The organism is Psychrobacillus sp. Z16_25, from assembly GCF_056856695.1.
Genome location: NZ_JBXEOV010000024.1, coordinates 1 through 25,392, shown reverse-complemented (window position 1 = coordinate 25,392; position 25,392 = coordinate 1). Strand labels below are relative to the sequence as shown.

Here is a 25,392-nt window from a genome sequence, read left to right as displayed (position 1 = left end):
ACTAACATAATAAGCCCCTCCGATTTATTTACGAATCGGAAGGGCTTTTTTACTATTTTCTCTTATGATAACCGTTTCGATAATAAAAGAATACTAACCCTATTATCCAAATAGGTCCCACAATTAAAGCTATTCTGGTATCTGGAAAGTAAGCCATTAATCCAAGTACTAATACTAAAAAGGCAAGCGCTAGATATGATCCTAATGGGAAAAATAATGCCTTGTAGGAAAGCCTTGATACTTCTCCTTTAGTCAACCTTTTTCGGAATTTCAAATGAGATATTAAGATAATACCCCAGGTCCACACTGCTCCAAATGTAGAAATACTCGTTACCCATATAAACACTTTTTCAGGGACTAGATAGTTTAAAACTACTCCTATAAGAAGCAGCAAAGCGGAAAAGACAATTGCTTTTGATGGAACGCCTGTACGGCTAATTTTCCGAAAGGAAGCAGGTGCCTGCTTTTGATCGGCTAAATTAAATAGCATTCTACCAGTACTGAAAATACCACTATTACAGCTTGATAAAGCAGCGGTAAGTACAACAAAATTAATAATTCCAGCAGCTGGTCCGATGCCGATTTTTTCAAACATTAATACAAAGGGACTTCCATTACTTCCAATTTCGTTCCATGGATAGATGGACATGATGACAAATAGTGCTCCCACATAAAACAAAAGAATACGCCAGAACACGGTATCTATTGCGCGTGGAATGACTTTTTTAGGGTTTTTCGCTTCTCCAGCTGTCACACCAATCATTTCAACACCTAAATAAGCAAACATAACCATTTGAAGCGACATGAGAACACCAGTTAAGCCGTTAGGGGCAAACCCTCCATTGCTCCATAAATTGCTGATCCCAACAGGGATACCACCGTTTCCTATACCGAAAAGAATGACGCCTAATCCAACAACAATCATTGCGATTATTGCAACAATCTTAATGAGAGCAAACCAAAACTCAAATTCACCATATGCCTTAACGGCAATTAAATTGACTAATGTCATAATAATTAATGCAGCCAATGCCCAAATCCAAGGAGCTGTATCCGGGAACCACATTTTCATATAGACTCCTACGGCAGTGATTTCCGCCATACAAGTGACTACCCAAAGAAACCAATAATTCCATCCGGTTATGTATCCAGCAAGAGGACCTAAATAGTCTCTAGCATATCTACTGAATGAGCCTGAAACAGGATTATGTACAGCCATTTCACCTAGGGCACGCATAATGATAAATATTGCTAACCCCCCAATAATATAAGAGATGAGGATTGCAGGACCTGCTAACTGGATGGCTGTAGCAGAACCTAAAAATAATCCTACTCCAATTGCAGCTCCTAATGACATTAATGTGATATGTCGCTGCTCAAGACCTCGTTGTAGCTGCTGATTTCCACCCATTCATTTTGCTCTCCTTTATTATAGAATTTTTCACTAGTTCCCACTTTAACATATGAATGAAGGGGGGAGTAGCTACATTTGAAGTATATTATGATAAAATTATATGCATATTCTGGACAGAGAATGATGGTTTGTCTATCTTATTTTGTTAAGAGAAAGAGTGGGTACCAGATTTTATGACAGCAATATTAGAGATAAAACAAGTGGGGAAAAAAGGGTGGGAAACTAAGGAAGCTTCGAGACCTTACTTGTTCAAAAATATAACTTCGGACGTGTGCTCAAAAGATCGAATTGCTCTATTGGGTAAATCGGGGCAAGGAAAGAGCACTTTTTTACGTTGCTTATCTATTTTGGATATGTTTGATGATGGAAGTGTAATTTTGGATGGATCTTCATATAAACAAGTGCCTCCTCAGGAATGGAGGACAAGCATTGTATATGTGGCTCAGCAAAGTACCATGCTTCCAGGTACCATTGAAGATAATCTAAAAACAGTTAGTAGAATACATAATCGCCCTTTTGAAGAAGAACTGGCTAAAGAGTGGATGAAGGAGCTGGGATTGGATGAGTTAGGTTGGAACAAGGATGCTAGTTTATTATCCGGTGGAGAAAAGCAAAGGCTTGCATTGATTCGTTCCTTGCTCTTACGGCCTCGTATATTATTACTAGACGAGGTAACAGCATCACTTGACCAACAAAGTAGGGATCAAGTGGAAAAGCTTTTATTAAAATTAAATAAGGAAGAAGGAGTTACTTATATCTGGGTCACTCATGATTGGGAGCAGGCTATAAGAATAAGTAACCGAGTATGGTATATGGAAAATGGAATGCTAATGAAGGATATCAGTACAGATGCATTTTTTCGTGAAATGAAGGTGACGGAGTGAGTTTCTTAGCCTTAAACTTTACTTTATTATTTGTTCTTATAACTATGCTAGTCTCTGTCTGGCAGAAGCTTGGCTTAGAAAAAGACATAGCAGTTGGCACAGTTCGATCGGCTGTTCAGCTTCTGGCGGTGGGATATATCCTGCATTTCATATTTGAATCACAGAATACACTTTTTATCATTGGTATTATTTCTATTATGATACTCGTAGCAGCACAGAATGCTGCTAAACGTGCAAAAGGCATGGAGGGGATATTTTGGAGAATAGTTCTTTCTATTGCTACGATGGAAATTCTAATGATGGGTCTACTGTTAGGTCTTCAAATTATTGAACCTACTCCACAATATATTATTCCGTTAAGTGGGATGACGATAGGGAATGCCATGGTTGCCTGTGGTCTGTACTTAACACAGCTTAAGAGAGAGTCTGAAACAGCACGAGGAGAAATCGAGACTCTTCTTTCGTTGGGGGCAACAGAAAGGCAGGCTGTGCAAGAGGTACTAAAGCGTTCCGTGAAATTCAGTATGATTCCAACAATAGATGCTATGAAAACAGTGGGACTAGTCCAGTTACCGGGAATGATGACGGGGATGATTATTGCCGGCGCGGATCCTATTGAAGCAGTTCGTTATCAAATCCTCATCATGTTTACGTTTACCAGCTCGTCGGCCATTACCAGCATGATATTAAGTCTATTATGCTATAAAAAGCTATTTACTAAGGATATGATATTGAAAAAGTGGTAGCATGGAAGAATGTGTTTACAAAAGTTTACCAATACGTGCGGTTTCTTATAGAATACTTGCGCAAGGTGTAGTGTTACGTGCGAAGCTAGATAGGTTACTTGCTATTTCAATGGCATTACTTGCGATACTTGCCTGTTTACTTGCGATCATCAACAAGTCTGTAAATTTTTAAGCTCCGAAGTACTGACTAAAGGGTCCGTCTGAAATTGACTTTCCAGACGGACCCTTTCCTATTAGTATCTTGTTTCTTTAAGTTTGATTCTCCAAGAGGCATCTGCCCCTGCCAGTCCTTTTTCTACAATTTCATTATTACCACAGAAACCTCTTTATTGTTCCCGCTCTCCAACTAGGAATGTAATTATCTTAATATTATAAAATTCTGAAAATAGTAAAAATGCACTATATGGAAATTTGTGTAAGACAAATATAATGAATAAAAAGATGGTAAGGGGATGGTATGCGGATGGCAGAAACAGAAAAGATTACGATAAACATGAATGTGGTAGAGCTAGGAAAAGTAGATTTATTAGTGGAACAAGGGTTTTACTCCAATCGAACAGACTTTATAAAGGCTTCTATTAGGAGTCAGCTTTCTACGCATAGTCAGGTGATAGAGCAGGTTGTTAATTTAAAATCCTTTGTTATGGGAGTAAGTGTGTTCTCAAAAAGTGACCTTGAAAAATTAGCTGCATCCAATAAAAAAGTATCTATTAAAGTAATTGGAATGCTTGTTTTAAGTGAGGATATAGATGAGGAGCTAGCTAAGCAGACGATTAACTCTATAAAAGTCTTAGGAGTATTTAGAGCATCTCCAAGAATTAAGTCTCTTTTTGTAGAATAAAGCTATAAAAAAGGCTTGCCAAAATCATGACGTTGGCACACGATGTGCCGTTTTTAGTTTTCCATCTTGTTTCGGATGCTTCCGAAACAATGTGATTTTCCGCACGGTGCTCCGGTATCCTCGTGGAAAGCGTCCGACGTAGAAGAGAACCTTAGGAGACCAAAAAACGAAAGCGTTTATGATTCTTATCAAATGAAATCATAAGCGCTTTCCGTTTGGTTTAACCTCTACTGCCTATAAAAGTAAAAGCCTAATAAATATCGCTATAAGTCCAATCCCTAAATACATCCACATTTTAATCGTTTGTGTTTTTCGCTCTTTTCTCCGTCGATCTTCCTTTAAAATAGGATACTCCTTTTCCAGGTTTCGAATAAAACCTTCCTCCTTTGATTTTTCCGATTATTTACAATTATAACAAAAATGGTTTATGATATACATATAAAAGGAGGCTAATAATGGAGAAAAAGCTTACTATACTATTTACCTCGTTAGGGACAATATTTCTTATTGCCGCCTGGTTGTTTAACTTAGGTTTCTTGGGAACAATCCCAAATAGCATTGTTTTGCTATCAGTACTTAATGGGCTAAGCATTTTATTCTTCCTGACTGCGCTTCTATATTGTAAGAAAAATGGGTTTAGAACGGCTGTATTAGGTGTTTTTTATCTACTAACTATGTTATTTCCCTTATTATCTCTGACTTTTAAACCGACAGCATCAAACCTTTTAAATTTGATATCTTTCTTTGTTATATGTATTTCTGCTCTAATTTTAGTAGTAAGACAGAAAGGGATAGATAGAACCAATTGGTACAGAGGAGGATATCCACGATATGTTGCCGTCTATGTTATAGCTTTTATTAGCTCAGCTTTCTATAGACCACTATTATCTTTAGCTTTGTTAATTATTATATTGTGGATGGTTACTAGATACTTAGAAATTGACGAGGACCACATTATATACGAGCTAGAGCTATTCAATATTGTGATCTATTCTCGTAGATATTCTTTGGAGGATATAAAAGAACTGAAATTTATGAGAGCGGGCTGGATGGACCAAGCAGCTATTTTAAAGCTACATAAGGGAATGGACATTAAGCTTTATTACTTTAAGCCAGAGAATATATATTCACACTTATACCAGTTTGGGTTGGATAACGATGTGAAGATAAATAGAACAAAGGATTATGAAATGCTGGAAACCAGAAGAAAGAGGAAAGAAAAGGAAATGGGTTTACAATAGAGTAGATACCGCTTCTTCCTATATAATAAGTAGTAGTAAAGGAAGAAAGGAATCTATTTATGCAACTTGTTTTAACATTTACAATTCTCATCATTAGTATCATCTTATTTATCACGAATAAAGTGAGGGCTGACCTTGTTGCACTTGGCGCACTTTTAGCCTTTGTTATCTCCGGGATTTTGGAGACCGAGGAAGCTTTAGCGGGTTTTTCTAACTCCGTAGTGATTATGATAGCTGGGCTATTTGTGGTGGGTGCCGGTATTGTGAGAACCGGGCTTGCGAAATCAGCAGGTAATCTACTACTTAAATGGTCTGGAGATAGTGAAGGAAAGCTTTTTATCCTGTTACTTGTTATTACTGGTAGTGTTGGTGCGTTCATGAGTAATACGGGGACTGTTGCCCTTATGCTGCCGATCGTAATAAGTGTTGCACTAAGTATTAAAAGTAGTCCCTCCAATTATTTAATACCACTTTCATACATAAGTAGCTTATCAGGTCTATTAACCTTGATTGCCACACCAGCAAACCTAATTGTTAGTCAGGTGCTTGTAGATAATGGTTATGAAAAACTTGGATTTTTTGAAATCACACCTGTAGGAATAATTGCAATCCTGACAGGTATTTTATATTTTGCAATTGCTCGGAAATGGGTTTTGCCAAAAACGAAAAACAAAAATACAGTTAAGGTAGGTAACAAGCTATCTCCTCAACAGCTAGCAAACGAATATAAGTTAAAGGGAAGCCTACACCTAGCCACTGTTCCTTCTGGATCTTTAATGATTGGGAAGAGACTAGCTGATATGAAGCTTCCTGCCAAATATCATCTAGCTATATTAAAAATCGAAAGACGTTCAAAGGAAGGGCTGAATATTCTTCCAATCACTTATGAACAAATGGCTGGACCATCAAGCACTGTGCACGAAAAAGATAAACTTTATATTCAGGGGCCTGCAGAAGAAGTAGCTAGGTTCATCAATGACTATCAGCTGGAAAGATCGGAAGAAGAAAATCCAGTAGCCGATGCACTTGTATCTAAGCAACTAGGAATAGCGGAGGTTTTATTAACTCCTCATTCGAGCCTCATTAATGAAACGGTAGCAGGGATTGGCTTCCGTGAAAAATATAACTTAAATATTTTGGGGATCAACCGCAAAGGGGAATATATCCTCTATGATATGGGTGACGTAAAGCTGCGGTTTGGGGATGCCATTCTTGTTCAAGGGGAATGGGATGAGATAGAGCTTTTATCCAAATCTGTTCAAGACGTCGTAGTTGTAGGGCAGCCAAAGGAGCATGCGGGTATGGCCGCTGCAAGTGGAAAGGCCCCTATTGCTGGTGGCATCATGCTTTTAATGATCGTCCTCATGGTGTTAGAGATCTTCCCAGCCGTGATCTCTGTTTTAATCGCAGCTGTTCTAATGGTCATCACGGGCTGCTTGCGGAATATGGATGATGCATATGGGAAAATGAACTGGGAAAGCTTGATTCTCATTGCTGCGATGCTACCAATGGCAACCGCACTTGAAAAAACAGGGGGAATGGTCATTCTCTCCGAAGGTATGATTGATATTTTAGGTGGCTTTGGGCCATATGGTGTTCTAGTAGGTATTTACTTAATCACTATGGTATTTGGACAATTTATTAGTAATACGGCTACTGCGGTTTTATTCGCACCTATTGCAATGAATGCTGCAATAAGTATAGGAGCAAACCCATATACGTTTTTAATTGCGATTGCCGTTTCTTCGAGTATGGCTTTTGCAACTCCAGTGGCGTCACCTACGAATGCGTTAGTGATGACAGCAGGAGGATATAAATTTATGGATTTTGTGAGAGCAGGTATTCCATTACAAATTGTCATGATGATTGTCATGCTGCTAATAATTCCAATATTTTTCCCAATCTAAATAAAAAGGGGGTAGAGAAATGATTATGCCAACGCATATAGTTGCTGCAGGGGCAATAGTAGTAAATGAAAAGGGACATTTACTCCTAGTGAAGACAGAGCATGGGGGCTGGGTCTATCCAGGAGGACAAATAGAGGTTGGAGAAAACATAATAGATGGACTAATTCGAGAGGTAAAAGAGGAAAGCGGAATTGATGTAACAGTAGATAAACTAATTGGTGTCTATTCGAATACAGCGATCTATAAATGGTACGATGGTGTTACAGATGTTCCGACTAAACTGATGATGGACTTTATTTGCACCCCAATAGGTGGTGTCCTCACCACCTCAGAAGAAACCTCTGAGGTGAGATGGGTACCAAAAGAAGAGGTATTGCAGATGGTTACAGCACCAGCCATCCGTACTCGCCTCGAAGCTTTTTACAAAAACGAGGGATATCCATCACTTACAAAGAATATGTGACATCCCCTGAATTTGAAATAAAAGTGGAAAGAACTATATAAATAGAAAAATCAATGCCAAGGATTCTAATCCTTGGCTTTTTGTTACCTATTTTTGGTTAATCACTAAAAGTCGGGGGCTGACATATAAGAAAAAGTTGATTGAAGTGTCGGCTGGCGACTCCTAGGGGATAAGCGCGTGCGGAAAATCCAATTGTTTCGGAAGCATCCGAAACAATTTAGTTGGAGCCGCGCCCCCTGGAAAGCGTCCAGCCAAAACGGAAATCAACCCCAAGTTATGGAGAGGAACTATTTTTTTGGTTAATACAACCAAAAACGGGAATAGAAAACTATAATTCTTTTATTCAGGTGATGAATATGATATAACTATTAATAGTTGATTTAATTCATAGTAAACAACTAGGAATAATACCCTTAATGAAAGAGGTTAAACAATGGGCAGAGAATTTGTAAACATTTTTGATGAATGGGCAGACTCTTATGATGCTTCTGTGACAGGTAATGATCCGGAATACAAAGATGTTTTTGAAGGATATGAGGCTATCTTAGACGAGGTTATGAAAAGAGCTTCAGGAATCGTCGTGGAATTTGGCACTGGAACTGGCAACTTAACTGCTAAGCTTATAGCTGCTGGGAATGACGTGATCGGAATCGAGCCGAACGAAAAGATGAGAGAAATGACAGCAAAAAGGTTTCCAAACCATGAAATAATAGATGGAGATTTACTCCAATTTGATATACAAAACAAAGAAATCACCGCTTTTGCAAGCTCCTTTGTTTTTCACCATTTGACGGATGAAGAAAAAGGAGAGGCATTAAAGGTATACGCTAGCCTTTTACCGGCTGGTGGAAAAGTTGTATTTGCAGACACTGCTTTTATTACGGAGGATGCAAAGCAAGCGCAAATTAAGAAGGAAAGAGACCGTAGCTTTCACAATGTTGCGGATGATTTAGAGCGTGAATACTACACGACGATTCCCACTCTTACAGAATTGTTTGAAGAAGCAGGATTTCAAGCAAGCTTCTCGAAAATGAATGATTATGTATGGATTATGGATGCAACTAAAAAATAAGGAGCGACAAACCATGAAAAAAATGAATGTAGAAAGCTTTAATCTTGATCACACAAAAGTGGTAGCACCATTTGTACGCTTAGCTGGTAAAAAGAAAGGTATTCATGGAGACGAGATATATAAATATGACATCCGCTTCAAGCAACCAAACAAAGAGCATATGGAGATGCCAGGCTTACACTCCTTAGAACATTTAATGGCTGAAAATATACGTAACCATACGGACCAAGTAGTAGACTTAAGTCCAATGGGCTGCCAAACAGGCTTCTACCTATCCGTTATTAATCATGAAAGCTATGAGGAAATCTTAGAGATTTTAGAGAAGACATTAGAGGATGTATTACAAGCAACAGAAGTGCCAGCTTGTAATGAAGTGCAATGTGGCTGGGCGGCAAGCCATAGTTTAGAGGGGGCTAAGGAAATTGCTTCTCAAATGCTTGCAAAGAAAGATGAATGGCATGTCATTTATAACGAGGAAGCATAAATGAAAATTGTAAAAAGCGTGCAGGAGTTAGTAGGAAATACTCCAGTTATAGAGATTTCACATATAGAGATACCTAATAAATGCAGCATTTTTGCGAAGCTGGAGTATATGAATCCAGGAGGAAGTGTGAAGGACCGATTAGGTCTTTCTTTAATTGAGGATGCAGAAAGAACTGGAAAGCTTCTCCCAGACGGTACTATTATTGAACCCACAGCTGGTAATACCGGGATTGGTGTTGCGCTAGCAGCAATCGGGAAGGGTTATCAGGTTATTTTTGTTGTTCCTGAAAAATTTAGCTTGGAAAAACAAACCCTTATGCGCGCATTGGGTGCAAAGGTAATCAATACAGAAACGAGACTAGGGATGAAGGGTGCTATCGACAAGGCAAAAGAGTTAGTGGAAGAAATCTCGAATGCCTTTTCCCCCTCTCAGTTTTCGAATCAAGCGAATCCAGATACTTATATAAAGACATTAGGTCCCGAGCTATGGAACGATTTAGATGGAACCATTGATATTTTTGTCGCTGGTGCAGGATCGGGTGGTACGTTTATGGGAACATCCACTTATCTAAAGGCACAAAACCCTAAAATAAAAACAGTGATTGTGGAACCAGAGGGCTCCATCTTAAATGGCGGAGAGGCTGGCTCCCATGCGACAGAAGGAATTGGCATGGAATTTCTACCGACCTTTATGGATACGGCTTATTTTGATGCTATTCATACAGTAAGCGATAGAAATGCTTTTCATCAGTTAAGAAGGCTTTCGAAGGAAGAGGGACTTCTTGTTGGTAGCTCATCAGGGGCTGCTTTCTATGCCGCTTTAAAGGAAGCGGAGAGTGCAAAGGAAGGAAGTCATATCGTAACGATTTTTCCGGATTCCAGCGAGCGTTATTTAAGTCAGAAGGTATATGAGCTATTCAAGGAGGAATAAATACATGCGTGCAAAAACAAAGCTAATTCATGCTGGGATATTTGGCGATGAAGCAACAGGAGCAGTATCTACACCAATTTATCAGGTGAGCACTTACAAGCAAGAGGCAGTAGGTAAATTTAAAGGCTATGAATATTCTCGTACAGGAAATCCGACGCGTCATGCTTTAGAAGTATTAATCAGTGATTTAGAGGGCGGGATAGCAGGATTTGCCTTTGCATCAGGCATGGCAGCAACTAGCTCCATCATGATGATGTTTAGCAAGGGTGACCATGTCATTCTTACAGATGATGTGTATGGAGGAACATTCCGTGTCATTTCAAAGGTTTTAAACCGCTTTGGAATCGATTCTACATTTGTTGATACTGGAGATCTTGCAAACGTAGAGGCAGCAATCAAAGAAAATACAAAAGCCATTTTCTTAGAAACGCCTACTAATCCTTTATTGAAGGTAACAGACATAGAGGAGATTGCAAAGTTTGCAAAAGAAAAAGGTCTATTAACTATAGTGGACAATACATTTATGACTCCTTATTTACAGCAGCCGATTGCACTTGGAGCTGATATCGTGGTGCACAGCGCAACGAAATATTTAGGTGGTCATAGCGATGTAGTGGCAGGATTAGTTGTTGTTAATTCCGAGCAGCTTGCTGCGGATCTTCATTTCGTTCAGAACTCTGTAGGAGCAGTTCTAGGACCTCAGGATTCTTGGCTATTAATGAGAGGAATTAAAACGCTAGGTGTTCGTATGGAGGAGCATAACAGCAATGCGCAGCAGATAGCAGAGTTTTTAAATAACCATGCTGCAGTTTCCAAGGTATTCTATCCAGGACTTCCAACACACCCAGGTCATGAATTAATGAAGAAACAAACTTCAGGCTTTGGTGGAATGATTTCCTTTGATGTAGGAAGCGCTGAAAAAGCAGATGAGCTATTAGCAAAGCTTCACTATTTTACACTAGCAGAAAGTCTAGGTGCTGTGGAGAGCTTAATCTCTGTGCCTGCTAGAATGACTCACGCCTCTATTCCTGCAGAGCGTCGTGCAGAGCTTGGTATCACAGATGGTCTCGTACGAATTTCAGTAGGCATTGAGGATGTAGAAGATCTAATCGAGGATTTAAGTCAAGCATTGGCATAATAAAACAGGGTATTCAAAGAGGCTTCCTTTTTGAATACCTTTTTTATTTGGGATACATATCAATCCTTTCCATTCAATACTTTATGTTTCATCAAGGAGAACGAGGGAATTATATTAGAAAACTATTGAAAGGGAGTGGGTTACATATGACTAAAACAGCAATCATTACTGGCGGTGGCGGAGGGTTAGGACGAGCAACTGCCCTAAAACTAGCGGAAGCTGGTGTAAATATTACAATTGTAGACGTTTCGGAGGAACAAGGAAATGAGACAATCCGTTTAATAGAGGAGAAAGGCGCTAAAGGTCTCTTTATTAAAGCGGACGTAACCAAAGCGGAAGAGGTAAAGAAATATGTCGAGGAAACAAAGCAAACCTTTGGCTCAATCGATATGTTCTTTAATAATGCAGGAATTTCAGGTCCAGGGAAAAAGTTCTTGGATAATTCACTGCAGCAAATAGAGCTCGTTCTTGATATTAATCTAAAAGGAGCCTTATATGGCTTATATTATGTACTTCCTGAAATGATAGCAAATGGGGGAGGGAGAATCGTTAATACTTCGTCAACGGCGGGTGTTGTTGGGCAAAGTGGAGTAGTTTCTTACTCAGCTACTAAACATGGTCTCGTAGGAGTGACAAAATCGTTGGCAGCAGAATATGCTCCTCAAGGAATCCAAATCAATGCAATTGCGCCTGGATCCACTGAAACTCCTATGGTTAAGGAATATAGAGCAGCAAATCCAGAAATGTTTGAAGCCATTAATTCAACTATTCCACAGGGACGCTTAGGACAGCCTGAAGAGGTTGCAGAGCTAGTAGCCTTTCTTTTAACAGGGGAAGCAAAATATATTAATGGAACTGTCATACCAATCGACGGAGGATTTAGTGCAATTTAATCTACTGGATGACAATTTCTATAATAAGGGCATTAATTCGATAAAGGATTAATGCCCTTATTAATGGAATATTCATAGAGAGGGGGTTTAATTATGTTAAATGAATTAAAGGATACCTGTAGAGAGGTAGAATTCTCAGGGGGTATTTTGATTAAGAAAGAAAAAGAAACATTCATAGAGTTAAGTGAGGGTTATGCAAATCGCTCTGAACGGATAGAGAACAGTTCTGCTACAAGATATGGCATTGCTTCTGGATGTAAGCTTTTTACTGCCATAGCAATCTGCCAGCTAGTGCAAGAAGGAAGTCTAGCCTTCGAAACGAGGCTTGAAGATTGTTTAGATGTTGACTTCCCGAGCTTTGATAAAGGGATAACGATTCACCACTTGCTAACACACACAGCGGGTATTCCTGATTATTTTGATGAAGAAGTAATGGATGATTTTGAAGAGTTATGGATAGAGAATCCTATGTATCTTTTAAGAAATTTAAAGGATTTCTTACCTTTATTTCAAGAACACCAGATGAAGTCAAAGGTAGGAGAAAAATTCCACTATAACAATGCAGGATACATAATTCTTGGTCTAATAGTAGAGAGAGCAAGTGGGATGTCATTTTCAGATTTTGTAGAAGAACGTATCTTTCAAAAAGCAAACATGAACAGTTCTGGCTACTTTGAACTGGATGCGCTACCGCAAAGCACGGCATTAGGTTACATTGATTTTCCAAACGGGCAATGGAAAACGAATATATACTCCTTACCTGTAAAGGGCGGTTCCGATGGAGGAGCCTTTGTAACAATAGAGGATATGGGGAAGCTATGGGATGCACTAATCGATAACAGATTACTTCAAGAAGAATATACGAACATACTCTTAAAGCCACATGTTCCTTCGGGTAATGCGGATAGCTATTACGGTTATGGAGTATGGATAAAGAAAAAAGAAAAGGGAATTTTTAAATATCATATCATGGGGTATGATCCAGGTGTCAGTTTCCACTCTGCTTTTTATCCAAATTCTTCTGTCCAGGTTGTAGTCTGTTCGAACAAATCGGACGGTGCATATGATGTTATGCAGGATATTGAACAGCAAATAGAAAAATTTAAATGAACCAGAGTATGCGTACCAAGTTAACACCGTTAACTTTTATCATCTAGTGTCACCATCAATTGGGTTAGATTTTTGTAAACATTCTTCCCCAATTTGAATAAGGTAAGAAGAAGGGAAAATTCAATAATACAGCCTGAAATTTATCCTTGAATCAGGATGATACAGGAGAAAGAGGCTGGGCCAGAACCGAATTCTTAAGTGAAAGAGAATGGTACAAAATAATTTTTTGAGATTTGTTATACATTCTTTTTACCAGTTTCTTATCAAGATTTATTTATTAGAAGTTACTACTAATGGTTCGGAACAGCGTCGGTGACTCCTGCGGGAACAGCACGAGGGAGAGACTACAGGCTCGAGCCGTGCCCGCGGAAAGCATCCGACGCAGTGAAGAACCAAACATTTTAAAAGTAAGAAAGTACTTACGCTTCATCAAAAATATAAAATCGCAAGTGCTGTTCTATTGTTTTGTTCCAGGGTCTTGAGTGAAGAGGTTTTACCAGAAAAAAGCACCAGCAAGTGCGACACCTGCAATAGCTCCTAAAGCAATTCCATAACCAAAGCCAGGTCCACCCCAGCCCCAGCCCCAGCTGTAGCCACCGTGATTGTCAGGTCGAATCCATACCATGCGATCATCGACTCTTGTTATATGTCCAACATGAACTTTTCCATCTTTACAAGTAATCCGAACTCTTTTTCCATGATGTTGGCAACAAATATTATAAGCTTGTGAATGAGTCATTTAAATTTCTCCTCCCCTCTTCCAAAATTACATACAAGTATGTGTAGTAACATATGCAACCACTTAGACCAAGGTAATGGACAATCGTCCACTACTTGTAGATGACATGATACTAAGATTTATGAATACTACCTATTCAATCGAAAGGAATGGATGCATGTCAGTGAACTCTACAAAAAAGTCGTTGAAGGAGTTTGTAAGTAAGTGCGAGCAACAATCTGGAAGAGGAGCAAGAAAGTTCCATCGCGAAATTTTTTGTGAGCCTCTAGCTGAATTATTTCCTAATATCCCAGTCGAAGCCCTTCAACACGAGTTAATTAGTCAGGGGATGTTTTTGCCAGAGGAATGGAGCACGTTGAAAGGAAAAATAGAGAAAATGGAAGAGCAGCGGGTTTGGAAGCTAGTAGAAACTGAGTATCAAAAGCTAAAAAACACATGGAATGGTCCAGATATTCCTATTTATATTTTTCCATTACAGCAGACGAAGATGCCTTCTGAGGAACAAGTAAACAGAAATGGCATTGCTTATAAAAATGCTCTGTTTTTATTCTTTGCGGAAGAAATCAAAGAGAAAGAAATAATTGCATTACTTGCTCATGAGTACAACCATGCTTGTAGACTCCAATTTTTAAATCTGGCCCCCAAAGAGATAAAATTACGCGATTCGCTTATCATTGAAGGAATGGGAGAGTTCGCTGTAAAAGAAACTTGTGGAGAAGATTTTTTAGGACCATGGGCCAATCTTTATACAAAAGATCAAGCGCTTCCAATATGGAAGGAGCACTTTGTTCCAGCCTTAAAAAGAAAAGGCCTACAAAATCATCGCCTTTATCTCTTTGGTCAGCCTCGTACTCCGTATCCACGTTGGATTGGCTATCATCTGGGGTATCAAATTGTAGACTCCTTTGTAAAAAATAAGGGTCCCTTCAAGTCACAAGAACTGTACACAAAATCTGCAAATGAAATAATTTTAGGATCGGATTACACGTATTAAAGCTTTTTGCTGAAAAAGATTCTATAACCTACCAGATTTCCATTCCTCGCTAAAAAATCGTTATGTTGATTCCAAACATCATAAAGTGATAGATCCAGATTATCGGAAGGTCTGATGTCCTCCAAGTCCGTTGGCTCCATATCGGTAGACTTCTTTATAGGTAACAATGTAAGCCCTGCTTTTTGTAGGTAGTTCTCCCACTCGCTTTCTACTAATAGCTTAGTAATACCATAAAGTTTTTTTGTTTCCTCTTGTAATTCCTCTGTAGGGGGTTGCTCAGCAGTCATTTCTATGATGAGCAATCTTCCACCTGGCTTTAGCACTCTGGCAGCCTCCTGTATCGTAACAGGTATATTCGTAAAGGAGAGAACAGACTCAGCTAGAATAAAATCAAAGCTTTCATCAGGGAAAGGCATTTGTTCAGCATCACCTAACAAAATTTGTACCGGATATATACTGTCCTTTAAACGTTCTTGTGCCTTTTCCACCATAACTGGATGATTATCTACCCCTATGACTTGGCAATGGTAATTTTTCGAAATAAATTCAGCGGTTTGTCCAGTACCACAGCCAAGTTCCAATACATGATCAGTTGGTTGGAGCAAGGTATCATGCAATAAAGTCTGCGTTAAAGGAAAACCTCCAGGATGCGCTCCTCCGATACCAAAGTAAGCAAGTAAATCTAAATACTTGTTTGTCATTCTATCCCTCCCATATCTCTAGGATATGCAGAAATAGTAGGGAGACAGGGAGGAAATCCCCAATCGTATGAAGAATAATAGAGAGTTAGGGGAGGGTGTCCGACTTGAATAAATCTATTGATAGTAATGACGTTAGGTTAGTAAAAATGGAGATGAAGTACTGGAGAGACATTCACTCCTATGCCTCTTTGCCAGAAGTTAGTAGATATCAGCAATGGGGAACAAATACAGAAGAGGATACCTTAACCTACATAAAGCAGATAATAGAGCATGCCAAAATAGACCAGCCCTCTCGTTACGTTTATGCTATTAAAGAAACAAGTAGCGATAAAGTAATTGGAGCTGCAGAGCTGTTTCATATCGATCCAATCAATCTAAGTGCCGAAATTGGCTATGTGGTCCATCCAGATTACTGGAGGATGGGAATTGGAACTCTAGTAGCACGCAAGCTACTAGAAATAGGATTTGCAAATTTTCATTTACATCGCATACATGCCACTTGTGATGCTAGAAACATAGGTTCTGCGAAAGTATTAGAAAGAATAGGAATGACGTTAGAGGGAAAGAAGCGTAACAATATGTTGTTAAAGACTGGCTGGAGAGATTCACTTCTCTACAGTATTTTAGACTACGAATGGAGAGGGATGAACAAAGATGGAGCAACTATTGCAAGAATCACTAACTCAATTCACCAAGACACATGATGAGTTTATTGAAAACTGGGAGCAAGCAATGCAAACAGCTGATACATCCAAGCTTGAAATAATGGCAAGTGAATATTATGTCACTTCTTTCAACGGATTTTCCGAAAAACCGGAGTTCTATGATTGTAAAGAAGCAATTATGGGAATGAGAGAATCAGTAAAGGAGCTCAAGGGAGCCAATAAGAGATTTGAAAATCGTGTCATTCGTCAAAGAAGCCAAGACGCTTATGTTGTGTTCTACGAATTGGTTATTGAAAATGATCTTAAGGAAATTGCTAGATTCTTCACAATCGAAGATTGGAAGAATATAAATGGTACTTGGCAATTAGTCCGAGAAATATCAGAACATATTTAAGTGACTCAATAAAGGAATAAAGGATTGGCTGTACATACTAAGGCAATCCCTAGATACTTATCAAAATTTCTAAGAGGTAGTTAGTACCAATCTACAAAAGAAGAAAAGTGAGCCAGCACAGCTACATGTATAAGTGTTGAGTGCTGGCTTATTTAAGGGTGAAATAGGAGAACGTCATAGCTAGTAGTAGTGTTTTCTTGAGTTGGCCAGCGGAAAGCGTATGACGAAACCGAGACACTGAGCCAGTAAATTAGACAGAAGAAAGAAGCTGGACAAGCTCTATTCATTTCTAGATAGGTATTATTAATTTTATTATTATTAAAATTTATTGTTCAAAACTTAGCATTAGTAGGAATCCCTATTGGTTCGGAGCAGCGCTGACGACTCCTGTGGGAAAGCAAATTTATTTGCGACGAAAGCGGAGCGACAGGAGCACCGAGGGAGGTTGAAGGAAGGAAAACTAAGAACGTCACATCGTGTGACAACGTTTTCCTGACCAACATCCTGTTGGCCTCCACGGAAAGCGTCAGCAGAGCGAAGAACCGAAGGTGTAAAAAGTAAGAAAGCAACTACGCTTTCATTTGTTCTTTTGCCCCTGCTTCTTCTTTATTTGAAAATTTTACATATTTAGACTTTAATTTAATTTCAATAACCCTCTTGTATATTTATACATAAAGGCATAATATATATAAATATTAGAAAACAATTAATCATATGAAATTCATTAAGAGATAGAAAGCTAAGGTGTGTTGAAATGAGTGACTGGCTAGCATTATATGAAAATATGGGAGATTACCTTGCGCCGAGTATGGCAAAAGATCATCCCAACATCCCGATAGTAAAGGAAGAGGGCTGCTACTATTACGGAGTCGATGGTAAAAAATATCTCGATTTTACCTCCGGCATTGCTGTAACAAATACAGGGCATCGACATCCTAGGATTGTCCAAAGTATCAAGGATGCTGCAGATCAACTGGTACACGGTCCTTCAGGTGTCATCATGTATGACTCCATTTTACAGCTAGCAAAAAATCTCGGAGAGGTGCTTCCAGGAAAACTAGACTGCTTCTTTTTTGCTAATAGTGGAACAGAGGCCATTGAGGGAGCTTTGAAACTAGCGAAATTTGTTACTCAGCGGCCATACGTTATATCCTTTACGGGTTGCTTCCATGGACGCTCATTGGGTGCTTTAGGGGTAACTACCTCGAAGAGCAAATATAGACAGTATCTTCAGCCATCCCATCTTTCCTATCAAATTCCTTATGCGGATGTAAAGGGCTGTCCAGAAGGAATGGATCCAGAGGTTTATTGTGTAGAGCAGCTAGAAAAAGATTTCCAAAGACTATTTAAGCATCAGGTGACACCTGAAGAAGTTGCATGCGTGATATTGGAGCCTATCTTAGGAGAAGGCGGCTATATTATCCCACCGAAGGCCTGGATAAAGAAGGTTCGAGAAATCTGCAATCAGCATAATATCTTGTTGATTTTTGACGAAGTGCAGACTGGCTTTGGTAGAACTGGTGAATGGTTTGCCGCACAATATTTCGACGTAACACCAGACATTATGGCAATTGCAAAAGGAATTGCTTCTGGCCTGCCTTTAAGTGCTACAGTAGCATCAAAGGAATTAATGCAAAAATGGCCGTTAGGGATGCATGGAACAACCTTTGGAGGTAACCCAATTGCCTGTTCGGTAGCGTTAACAACCTTAGATATTCTGAAAGAAGAGCGATTGGTTGAAAACTCTAAAGAAGTTGGGGCATATGCAACGAGTAAGCTAAAGGCTCTTCAAAAGAAATATCCGATAATCAGTGATGTTCGTTCAGCGGGTCTGATGATTGGGATTGAAATCTCTCGTGTAGAAACTGGTGAACCGGACGGAGCAACTTGCATGAAGATACTTGATTATGCACTCGAAGAAGGAGTTCTATTCTACTTCTGTGGAAATGCAGGAGAAGTAATTCGGATGATTCCTCCATTAACAGTTACAAAGGAACAAATTGATGATGGGTTAGAAATGCTAGAAAAAGCAATTGTACGCTATATGAATGAGACTAAATAAAAAGGAGTTAGAGAAAATGAAAAACAAATTATTCTTAATGATGCTAGCACTTGTAGCTTTATTAATAGCTGCTTGTGGTACTAGTGATAAGGAACAAACATCTGGAAGCGATGTATCGCCAGATTCTAATGAAGACAAAAAAGTATTAGTAATGGGTACTTCAGCAGACTATCCACCATTCGAGTACATTGATACAGCAAAAGGCGAAGAAATTATTGGATTCGATATTGATCTTGCAAATTTAATTGGGGAAAAACTAGGTTTTGATGTTGAGATTAAGAACATTGACTTCAACGGTTTAATCCCTGCTATTCAAGCAGGAAAGGTTGATTTTGTTTTAGCAGGTATGACTCCTACTAAAGACCGTGATAAAGTAGTAGATTTCTCCGAGCCTTATAACGAAACAGTGCAAATGATCGTTACAAGAAAAGACAGCGGAATTGAAAGCGTAGAGGATTTAGCAGGGAAAACACTTGGAGCACAGGTTTCTTCCATTCAAGAGGATATGGCTGATGAATTAGCGAAAGAAATAGATGTTACCGTAGAAAGTCGTAACTTAATTCCTGAGGTTGTGCAAGAATTAATGACAAAACGTTTTGATGCTGCAATTATTGAGGATATCGTAGCAGAAAATTATGTGAAACGTAATAAAGATTTAACTTTCTTCCCAGTTGCTGAGGATGAAATTGATTACAAATCTGCTGTTTTCCCAGAAGGCAGTGATCTAAAGATTGAGTTTGACCGAGCAATTCAAGAACTAGTCGATGAAGGAAAAATTGAAGAGCTTAGACAAAAATGGTTCGTAGATGCAGCAGAATAATATAGTTTGATAGAAAGGAGGGTCACGATTTGTTTGATTTTACTGCAGTCGTACCCTCTATTCCTTATATTTTAAAAGGAATAGGTATTACAGTTCAAATAGTTTTAGGTGCTACAGTTATCGGGTTGATTCTCGGTATTTTGCTAGCATTGTGTAAAATAGGGAAAATAACATTTTTAAAAGTACTTGCAGATTTTTATACTTCTATTTTCCGAGGAACACCACTAGTTCTTCAGCTGTTAATTATTTATTATGCATTTCCACAGATGTTCGAGATAAACATCGATCCTATGCCAGCTGCTATTATTGCGTTCGGTTTGAACTCTGGAGCGTATATCTCCGAAATTATACGTGGAGGTATTAATGCAGTGGATAAGGGACAAATGGAAGCTTCTCTTGCATTAGGGATTCCTTACAGTAAGATGATGAAGGATATCATTTTACCACAGGCCATGAAAAATATTTTGCCTGCGCTAATGAATGAATTCATAACGTTGAATAAAGAATCGGCTATTGTAACAGTCATTGGAGCACTAGATATTATGCGACGTGCATATATCGTAGCAGGGGACAGCTATCGATATCTTGAATCTCTAATGATTGCGGGAGTTATTTATTACATCATGACAATCATTTTAACGTTCCTTGGAAAAATGCTAGAAAAGAGGATGAGTAGAAGTGATTAAAGTTGAACAATTATATAAATCCTTTGGAAAAAATGAAGTGTTAAAAAATATTTCCACGGAAATTAAAGAAAAAGAAGTAATTGCCATTATCGGTCCCTCTGGATCAGGAAAATCTACTTTCTTACGTTGCTTAAATCTTTTAGAGGAGCCAACTAGTGGGAGCATCTCTATCGGTAGTGACGTAATTACTGACTCTAAAACAAACATTATGAAGGTCAGAGAAAAAGTAGGAATGGTGTTTCAGCATTTTCATTTATTTCCTCATAAAACTGTTTTAGAAAATCTTACTTATTCTCCGATAAAAGTGCTAGGAGTTTCAAAGGCAGAGGCAATTCAAACGGCTGATCAGCTACTCCGTAAGGTTGGACTTTATGAAAAGCGGAATGAATATCCGAACCGTTTATCAGGAGGTCAAAAGCAACGTGTAGCAATTGCTCGTGCGCTTGCAATGAATCCTAGCGTTATGCTATTTGATGAGCCAACCTCTGCACTAGACCCTGAGATGGTAAAAGAGGTACTAGATGTAATGAAGGATCTAGCTGAATCTGGAATGACGATGGTAATCGTGACACATGAGATGAACTTTGCGAAAGAAGTTGCAGACCGTATTCTTTTTCTAGATGAAGGAATACTTGTAGAGGATACACCACCAAGTGAATTCTTTGTAAAACCAAAATCAGATAGAGCCAAAGCATTTTTAGAAAAAGTACTTTAAAGAAAAGAGGACAAACCTAACTGGTTTGTTCTCTTTTTTAATAGGGGCGGGTGTATCATGCCAAAATAAGTAGGAGAGCTTTTACTAGTTACTACTGCTATTATTTGGTAGATATTACGATAGCTTTAAAGCACTTCACCCCTTATCAAATACTAGCGGGGAGATTCTTAATAGGAAAAATATTTTGAACGTATTTTTTATAAAAAATACGAAAAAGATAAAGAAAGATTCTTTATTAAAAGGAGTGTTATTAGGAGTTATTTTATATACTGCCTTTAAACTATAGGGTTAGCTTTTCACAATTTTTATACCTCTATCTTTGTGCAGAAGGAAAATCCAGTCGTTCTCACCATCGTTCAAATGGCTACGGCTACAGCCATTGGTTATATAGTTGTAGTGATGAAGGGAGAAGCTTCTTTTACAGTAGAGCCATCTGGCTTATTAACGCTTCTCTATTTAGAAGTATTTTCAACAACCCTGGTTTATTTCATGCAGATAATCGCACAGAAATATATAACGGAAAAGCGGCAATCATTTTGTCTACAGAATCTCTATGGGGAACTGTGTTTTCTGTATTACTACTAAACGAGCTGATAACTGGAAGGCTGACTGCGGGGGGCAATTCTTATTTCAGAGACAAAATTGGGCTTTAAAAAAGGGAAGGTTATATAAACATTTAACGAAGCTCCTTCGTAAAAATAGTGTTTACCTTTCCGTTATCCAGTATCTCAATAACGGAGATAGCCTCAATTCTGCCCTCAATCTTAGTCTGTTGAAGACAATAGGAGTAAGCAGCTAGCAACTGTTTGTTAGAAAGTCTATTAGCGATGGTGCAATGAGGAATCCATTGCCCAGGAGCATATAAGGAATCTGAATCTGATAATAAGCCGAAATGTTGGTGATGCGAACGATGTAAGGCGAAAAGCTCCTCTGTCATAGTTGGAGCAAGATACAGAATTCCCGTACCTAAGAATGTTCCGATGGATTGATACGTTATTGGAATCGTTGCTTTATTATCATAAAAATGATCAACCTCTTTAATAAATTCATCTAAATCTAAGCTTGAATAACTGGCTAATGTTAGATGAGGCTTACGATTTTCTACCTCAAAGGCGTATGCTGAAATTGATTGACCTCTCAGTTCCCTCCAAATATTTTGAATATTTTCCTCGGTATTATTGTCGAATAAAGCAATAACAGCGAACATTTCCCAATCCCCTTTCTTACCAGTTACATTATAGCATGAAGTAAAAAGTCAAAAAGTGAATATTTTAAAGGGAATCATCTGTAAGTATAAACACCTCTTTATTGCAAAAGATAAGGGAGAATCTTAGTAAATTAATGAGAGGGGTGGCTTCATGGAAAAGGTACGTGAAGGATTGATTCCAACGGTACTAGGTACTGCAGTTACAACTACTGGAGTTGTGTTAAGAAGCAATCGGAACATTTCACCATTAATCACGAGCTCTATTATAGGATTTGGTCTAGCGCACATCGTGTTAGGAGCGATTGACTTAGTAGAACATCGTAGCTAAGGATTCAAGGAAAGCATTTTCCACTTGCTATGCAAAGAAAAACGAAGGAGGTGTATATCCATGGGAGTAATAACTAGGATTGCTCTAGCTCTAGTAATCATCGGTGCGATTAACTGGGGACTTATTGGATTCTTTAGATTTGACTTAGTTGCTGCTATTTTTGGTGGGCAAACTTCCGCATTTGCAAGAGTGGTGTATGCTCTTGTAGGGATCGGTGGTCTTGTTTCTATTCCTCTATTGTTTCTGCCAGATGAGGATGAGCAAGAAAGCTCTAGCTATGATAGCAAAAAAGGTCGCCAAGCTCGAGGATATAATTATCAAACAGAGTTTGCTGAAGAGGATGAAATTATCATTGTAGAGGATTCTGCTACAAAGGCATCAGACAATAAAGGAACAAACTCTAAAAAGAAGAAAAAGTAATTCCTTTCAGCGGTAAAGATAAAAAACTGACGTTCCTTAGGTTCGTCAGTTTTTTTTTGCAGGAAATAATTCATCTATAGGAGAAGTATAGAAGGGGGAGGATGGTGAATGATGTTTTTTTTACAAATGTCTGGGTTTCCTGGTTCAGGAAAGTCGACACTAGCGAAACACATAGCAAAAGAAACAAAGGCAGTGATAGTGGATCATGATATTGGTAAATCAGCTATACTCCATTCATTGGAAAGGCATGGAGAACACATCGAGAAGACAGGTCCCATAGCTTATGACCTCGATTGGGCGTTTATTGATTTTTATTTGGCTCAGGGTCATTCGGTGATCTTCGATGCTCCCTGTCTGTATGAGGAAATGATAGACAAGGGGACTTTTCTATCCTCTAAATATGGAGTTTCTTACAAATACATAGAAGTTAATTTAAAGGATCGAATGGAAATAAACCACAGGCTTCGCACAAGAGAAAGAATGATTAGTCAAATAGAGGAAGTCACTTCAGAGGAGGCCTTTCAGCAAGCCTTGAGGCAAAGTAAAAAACCGATGAACCATACCTATCTAACAGTGGATTCGAGTAAGCCTTTAGAAGGCTATTTTTCGGAGGTTATGGCATACATAAAGGGAGAAGGATTATGAAAATAATCGACACAGTTCCATACTTTTTACATAATTATAAGCCTTCCATTTCATTTCTACGTGAGTATTACGGTAAGTATCCAGATATTTTTAACGAATATTTTTCTGGGCATTGTAAGGATACTGAGGAGAGACATCTACAATCTATTGAGAGATACCCAGGCGCGTTCGAGTCTATCAAGCAAGTACATCATCATATAAAGCCTATTTTAGAAGAAATAGTCACGTCCTATGAGCGGCAGTATGACATTTCTTTTCCGATTGAGGTGAACTATATCGTTGGAGGCTTCGGCTCGAACGCATACACATATAAGCAGATTATACCGAATATCACGTTTGCACTTGAAAAGCTTTCTCCCGTGCCTAATCATTTACGATTGATCGTAGCACATGAATTTGGACATTGTGCTCAAAATATTTTGAGTGACCGGGCGGGCATGGACTGGAGTACTGCGAAATGGACAGAGCCACTTATTTGGTTATATAGAGAAGGTGTAGCGACTTATTTGTCCAAGCAGATTGTTCCAGGGTTAGACCCGTCTATTTATTTAAGTTATGGCAATAAAGACTTAGAGTGGTCTAAGGAATTTAATGAAGACCATCTAGGACAATTTAAACAAGCTTTTCTAAGAGATTACGAGAGATTAGATAGGTCGAAACTCTTTTTTGAATGGTTTTCGATAAATGGTGGGAAAACATTCGGTCATAGTAGATTAGCTTATCTCCTTGGTACACAATTTGTTGAAGATTATATAGAAAAGCACGGAGAAAAAGAAGCCATTTTAGCATGGATGCAGCCGGGTTTTGAAGAAAAGGTGAAAGGATGGTTATATGAATAACTTAGAAGAATATGATAATCCACTTTCATACGATGAGGAAAATAATCATTATTTAGGAGAGTTGCCTTTATTACTGAATTGGGCAAGTAAAAAGAAAGGTACTATAGTAGACCTTGCCTGTGGAACAGGTCGGCTGACAATCCCGTTGGCTGCTGCAGGCCATAAAATCATAGGAGTCGACATACATCGTGGGATGCTTGCACATGCAAAGATGAAGGCAGAGGCAATGGGACTGGAAATTGAATGGGTGGAGCAGGACTGCACCGAATTAGACGTACCGTTTAAAAGCTCGCTTATGTATATGGTTGGAAACTCCTTTCAGCACTTTCATACGAATCTAGCACAAAACCAAGTGTTATCGTCGGTATGGCGACATTTAGAGGAAGGAGGGATCTTCATTTTCGGAATTCGGTTCCCTCACGCAGAAGAGCTTTTGCAGCCACCAGTCGAGGAGTATTGGAAGACTTATGTTGATAGGGCGCAAGTGAAGGAAATCGATGTCTATACAATTAGTGAATATGATGCTCTCCAGCAAATTCAACATTATACAACGATAAGAAGAACCAAGAATACCAATGAAGAGAGTAGAACACATATTAGTTTGCGGTATACATATCCCCAGGAGATGGAACGCCTTTTAGAGAGCAATTTGTTTGATGTGGTCGGGGCATATGGAGATTGGAAAAGTACTCCTATTCACCCAAATAGCCATGAAATGGTTTATGTATGTAGAAAAAAAGGTATGTAGACGATAAGAGTCCCTTGAACGATGGTAGTACATCGTTCTCGGGACCTATTTGATTCTAAAGGGTCCTCCGGTGCGTTGTCAGCTCTTTCTCTACTAAACTCATCTTTTCCAAGCGATAACATCCCAGAATAGAGCATTAGCCTCTCCCGAAAAAAATACCGCGCAGTAGATTATGAGTTTCGCGCAGTAACCCTCTCGTTCCGAGCATTAGACCCTCTTTTCCGCGCACTAACATCCCGAAATCGAGCAGTAGCCTCTCTCCAAAAGTTATACCGCGCAGTAGATTATGAGTTTCGCGCACTAACC

General features: G+C 38.8%; 29 protein-coding genes. 25 read left to right on the top strand and 4 right to left on the bottom strand.

Annotated elements, in window-relative coordinates:
* Nucleotides 1–52: 52 nt before the first annotated feature.
* The gene (locus AC1VU3_RS16285; protein WP_482984002.1) at nt 53–1,411 is read right to left on the bottom strand and encodes an amino acid permease; all 1,359 of its coding nucleotides are present in this window, start codon (nt 1,409–1,411) and stop codon (nt 53–55) included.
* 176 nt (nt 1,412–1,587) lie between these two features.
* Here AC1VU3_RS16285 and AC1VU3_RS16280 point away from each other — a divergent pair, with 176 nt between their 5' ends.
* The 12 genes from AC1VU3_RS16280 to AC1VU3_RS16225 all read left to right on the top strand — a co-directional run bounded on the left by AC1VU3_RS16280 (nt 1,588) and on the right by AC1VU3_RS16225 (nt 13,123).
* Nucleotides 1,588–2,298: an ABC transporter ATP-binding protein gene (locus AC1VU3_RS16280; RefSeq protein WP_482984001.1), complete on the top strand. Its 711-nt coding sequence runs from the start codon at nt 1,588–1,590 to the stop codon at nt 2,296–2,298.
* Complete coding sequence (locus AC1VU3_RS16275) at nt 2,295–3,044, top strand: ABC transporter permease (RefSeq protein ID WP_480388623.1); 750 nt, start codon at nt 2,295–2,297, stop codon at nt 3,042–3,044. Before AC1VU3_RS16280 ends, AC1VU3_RS16275 begins: the two co-directional genes overlap by 4 nt.
* A gap of 463 nt (nt 3,045–3,507) precedes the next feature.
* Nucleotides 3,508–3,885, top strand: a complete 378-nt coding sequence (locus AC1VU3_RS16270) for a CopG family transcriptional regulator (protein WP_480388622.1) — start codon at nt 3,508–3,510, stop codon at nt 3,883–3,885.
* A gap of 455 nt (nt 3,886–4,340) precedes the next feature.
* Nucleotides 4,341–5,126 (top strand): hypothetical protein, encoded by a 786-nt coding sequence (locus AC1VU3_RS16265; RefSeq protein ID WP_480388621.1) that lies wholly within the window; start codon nt 4,341–4,343, stop codon nt 5,124–5,126.
* Between the two features lie 59 nt (nt 5,127–5,185).
* Nucleotides 5,186–7,033, top strand: coding sequence for an SLC13 family permease (locus AC1VU3_RS16260; protein ID WP_482984000.1), 1,848 nt, complete (start codon nt 5,186–5,188; stop codon nt 7,031–7,033).
* Nucleotides 7,034–7,052: 19 nt separating this feature from the next.
* Nucleotides 7,053–7,496, top strand: coding sequence for an NUDIX hydrolase (locus AC1VU3_RS16255; protein WP_480388619.1), 444 nt, complete (start codon nt 7,053–7,055; stop codon nt 7,494–7,496).
* Between the two features lie 433 nt (nt 7,497–7,929).
* Complete coding sequence (locus AC1VU3_RS16250; RefSeq protein ID WP_482983999.1) at nt 7,930–8,568, top strand: class I SAM-dependent methyltransferase; 639 nt, start codon at nt 7,930–7,932, stop codon at nt 8,566–8,568.
* Between the two features lie 13 nt (nt 8,569–8,581).
* Entirely contained in the window at nt 8,582–9,052 is a 471-nt protein-coding gene (locus AC1VU3_RS16245) for an S-ribosylhomocysteine lyase (RefSeq protein WP_480388617.1), read from the top strand.
* Nucleotides 9,053–9,982, top strand: a complete 930-nt coding sequence (locus AC1VU3_RS16240) for a PLP-dependent cysteine synthase family protein (RefSeq protein ID WP_480388616.1) — start codon at nt 9,053–9,055, stop codon at nt 9,980–9,982.
* 4 nt (nt 9,983–9,986) lie between these two features.
* Nucleotides 9,987–11,120 carry a bifunctional cystathionine gamma-lyase/homocysteine desulfhydrase gene (locus AC1VU3_RS16235; RefSeq protein WP_480388615.1) on the top strand — a complete coding sequence of 378 codons (1,134 nt, stop codon included), beginning with the start codon at nt 9,987–9,989 and terminating at the stop codon, nt 11,118–11,120.
* A gap of 146 nt (nt 11,121–11,266) precedes the next feature.
* Nucleotides 11,267–12,013 (top strand): SDR family NAD(P)-dependent oxidoreductase, encoded by a 747-nt coding sequence (locus AC1VU3_RS16230; RefSeq protein ID WP_480388614.1) that lies wholly within the window; start codon nt 11,267–11,269, stop codon nt 12,011–12,013.
* A gap of 93 nt (nt 12,014–12,106) precedes the next feature.
* Nucleotides 12,107–13,123: a serine hydrolase domain-containing protein gene (locus tag AC1VU3_RS16225; protein ID WP_480388613.1), complete on the top strand. Its 1,017-nt coding sequence runs from the start codon at nt 12,107–12,109 to the stop codon at nt 13,121–13,123.
* Nucleotides 13,124–13,616: 493 nt separating this feature from the next.
* Here the strand turns inward: AC1VU3_RS16225 and AC1VU3_RS16220 are convergent, their stop codons facing one another.
* Nucleotides 13,617–13,862 (bottom strand): hypothetical protein, encoded by a 246-nt coding sequence (locus AC1VU3_RS16220; RefSeq protein ID WP_480388612.1) that lies wholly within the window; start codon nt 13,860–13,862, stop codon nt 13,617–13,619.
* Between the two features lie 163 nt (nt 13,863–14,025).
* On the opposite strand from AC1VU3_RS16220, the gene AC1VU3_RS16215 reads away from it, so the two are divergent.
* Nucleotides 14,026–14,856: a DUF2268 domain-containing putative Zn-dependent protease gene (locus AC1VU3_RS16215; RefSeq protein WP_480388611.1), complete on the top strand. Its 831-nt coding sequence runs from the start codon at nt 14,026–14,028 to the stop codon at nt 14,854–14,856.
* Here the strand turns inward: AC1VU3_RS16215 and AC1VU3_RS16210 are convergent.
* Nucleotides 14,853–15,557, bottom strand: a complete 705-nt coding sequence (locus tag AC1VU3_RS16210; protein WP_480388610.1) for a class I SAM-dependent methyltransferase — start codon at nt 15,555–15,557, stop codon at nt 14,853–14,855. The two genes, AC1VU3_RS16215 and AC1VU3_RS16210, sit on opposite strands and share 4 nt — an antisense overlap.
* A 104-nt stretch (nt 15,558–15,661) precedes the next feature.
* On the opposite strand from AC1VU3_RS16210, the gene AC1VU3_RS16205 reads away from it, so the two are divergent.
* The 7 genes from AC1VU3_RS16205 to AC1VU3_RS16175 all read left to right on the top strand — a co-directional run bounded on the left by AC1VU3_RS16205 (nt 15,662) and on the right by AC1VU3_RS16175 (nt 21,484).
* Nucleotides 15,662–16,261, top strand: a complete 600-nt coding sequence (locus AC1VU3_RS16205; RefSeq protein WP_482983998.1) for a GNAT family N-acetyltransferase — start codon at nt 15,662–15,664, stop codon at nt 16,259–16,261.
* The gene (locus tag AC1VU3_RS16200; RefSeq protein ID WP_480388608.1) at nt 16,212–16,616 is read left to right on the top strand and encodes a hypothetical protein; all 405 of its coding nucleotides are present in this window, start codon (nt 16,212–16,214) and stop codon (nt 16,614–16,616) included. The genes AC1VU3_RS16205 and AC1VU3_RS16200 overlap by 50 nt, the downstream gene beginning before the upstream one ends.
* A 754-nt stretch (nt 16,617–17,370) precedes the next feature.
* Entirely contained in the window at nt 17,371–18,678 is a 1,308-nt protein-coding gene (locus AC1VU3_RS16195) for an aspartate aminotransferase family protein (protein WP_482983997.1), read from the top strand.
* A 16-nt stretch (nt 18,679–18,694) separates the two neighbouring features.
* Nucleotides 18,695–19,498, top strand: a complete 804-nt coding sequence (locus AC1VU3_RS16190; RefSeq protein ID WP_480388606.1) for a transporter substrate-binding domain-containing protein — start codon at nt 18,695–18,697, stop codon at nt 19,496–19,498.
* A gap of 29 nt (nt 19,499–19,527) precedes the next feature.
* The gene (locus tag AC1VU3_RS16185) at nt 19,528–20,184 is read left to right on the top strand and encodes an amino acid ABC transporter permease (RefSeq protein WP_482983996.1); all 657 of its coding nucleotides are present in this window, start codon (nt 19,528–19,530) and stop codon (nt 20,182–20,184) included.
* Nucleotides 20,177–20,899 carry an amino acid ABC transporter ATP-binding protein gene (locus tag AC1VU3_RS16180; RefSeq protein ID WP_482983995.1) on the top strand — a complete coding sequence of 241 codons (723 nt, stop codon included), beginning with the start codon at nt 20,177–20,179 and terminating at the stop codon, nt 20,897–20,899. Before AC1VU3_RS16185 ends, AC1VU3_RS16180 begins: the two co-directional genes overlap by 8 nt.
* 282 nt (nt 20,900–21,181) lie before the next feature.
* The gene (locus tag AC1VU3_RS16175) at nt 21,182–21,484 is read left to right on the top strand and encodes an EamA family transporter (RefSeq protein ID WP_482984008.1); all 303 of its coding nucleotides are present in this window, start codon (nt 21,182–21,184) and stop codon (nt 21,482–21,484) included.
* Between the two features lie 91 nt (nt 21,485–21,575).
* Here the strand turns inward: AC1VU3_RS16175 and AC1VU3_RS16170 are convergent, their stop codons facing one another.
* Nucleotides 21,576–22,106, bottom strand: a complete 531-nt coding sequence (locus tag AC1VU3_RS16170; RefSeq protein WP_482983994.1) for a 2'-5' RNA ligase family protein — start codon at nt 22,104–22,106, stop codon at nt 21,576–21,578.
* A gap of 151 nt (nt 22,107–22,257) precedes the next feature.
* On the opposite strand from AC1VU3_RS16170, the gene AC1VU3_RS16165 reads away from it, so the two are divergent.
* The 5 genes from AC1VU3_RS16165 (at nt 22,258) to AC1VU3_RS16145 (ending at nt 25,086) form a co-directional block, all read left to right on the top strand.
* Entirely contained in the window at nt 22,258–22,434 is a 177-nt protein-coding gene (locus tag AC1VU3_RS16165) for an asparagine synthase (RefSeq protein WP_480388602.1), read from the top strand.
* A 60-nt stretch (nt 22,435–22,494) separates the two neighbouring features.
* Nucleotides 22,495–22,854: a DUF378 domain-containing protein gene (locus tag AC1VU3_RS16160; RefSeq protein WP_480388601.1), complete on the top strand. Its 360-nt coding sequence runs from the start codon at nt 22,495–22,497 to the stop codon at nt 22,852–22,854.
* 111 nt (nt 22,855–22,965) lie between these two features.
* Complete coding sequence (locus AC1VU3_RS16155) at nt 22,966–23,499, top strand: P-loop nucleotide/nucleoside kinase family protein (protein WP_480388696.1); 534 nt, start codon at nt 22,966–22,968, stop codon at nt 23,497–23,499.
* On the top strand, nt 23,496–24,338 hold the full coding sequence (locus AC1VU3_RS16150; protein WP_480388600.1) for a DUF2268 domain-containing putative Zn-dependent protease: 843 nt from the start codon (nt 23,496–23,498) through the stop codon (nt 24,336–24,338). The genes AC1VU3_RS16155 and AC1VU3_RS16150 overlap by 4 nt, the downstream gene beginning before the upstream one ends.
* On the top strand, nt 24,331–25,086 hold the full coding sequence (locus AC1VU3_RS16145; protein ID WP_482983993.1) for a class I SAM-dependent methyltransferase: 756 nt from the start codon (nt 24,331–24,333) through the stop codon (nt 25,084–25,086). The genes AC1VU3_RS16150 and AC1VU3_RS16145 overlap by 8 nt, the downstream gene beginning before the upstream one ends.
* The last annotated feature ends 306 nt before the right edge of the window (nt 25,087–25,392 follow it).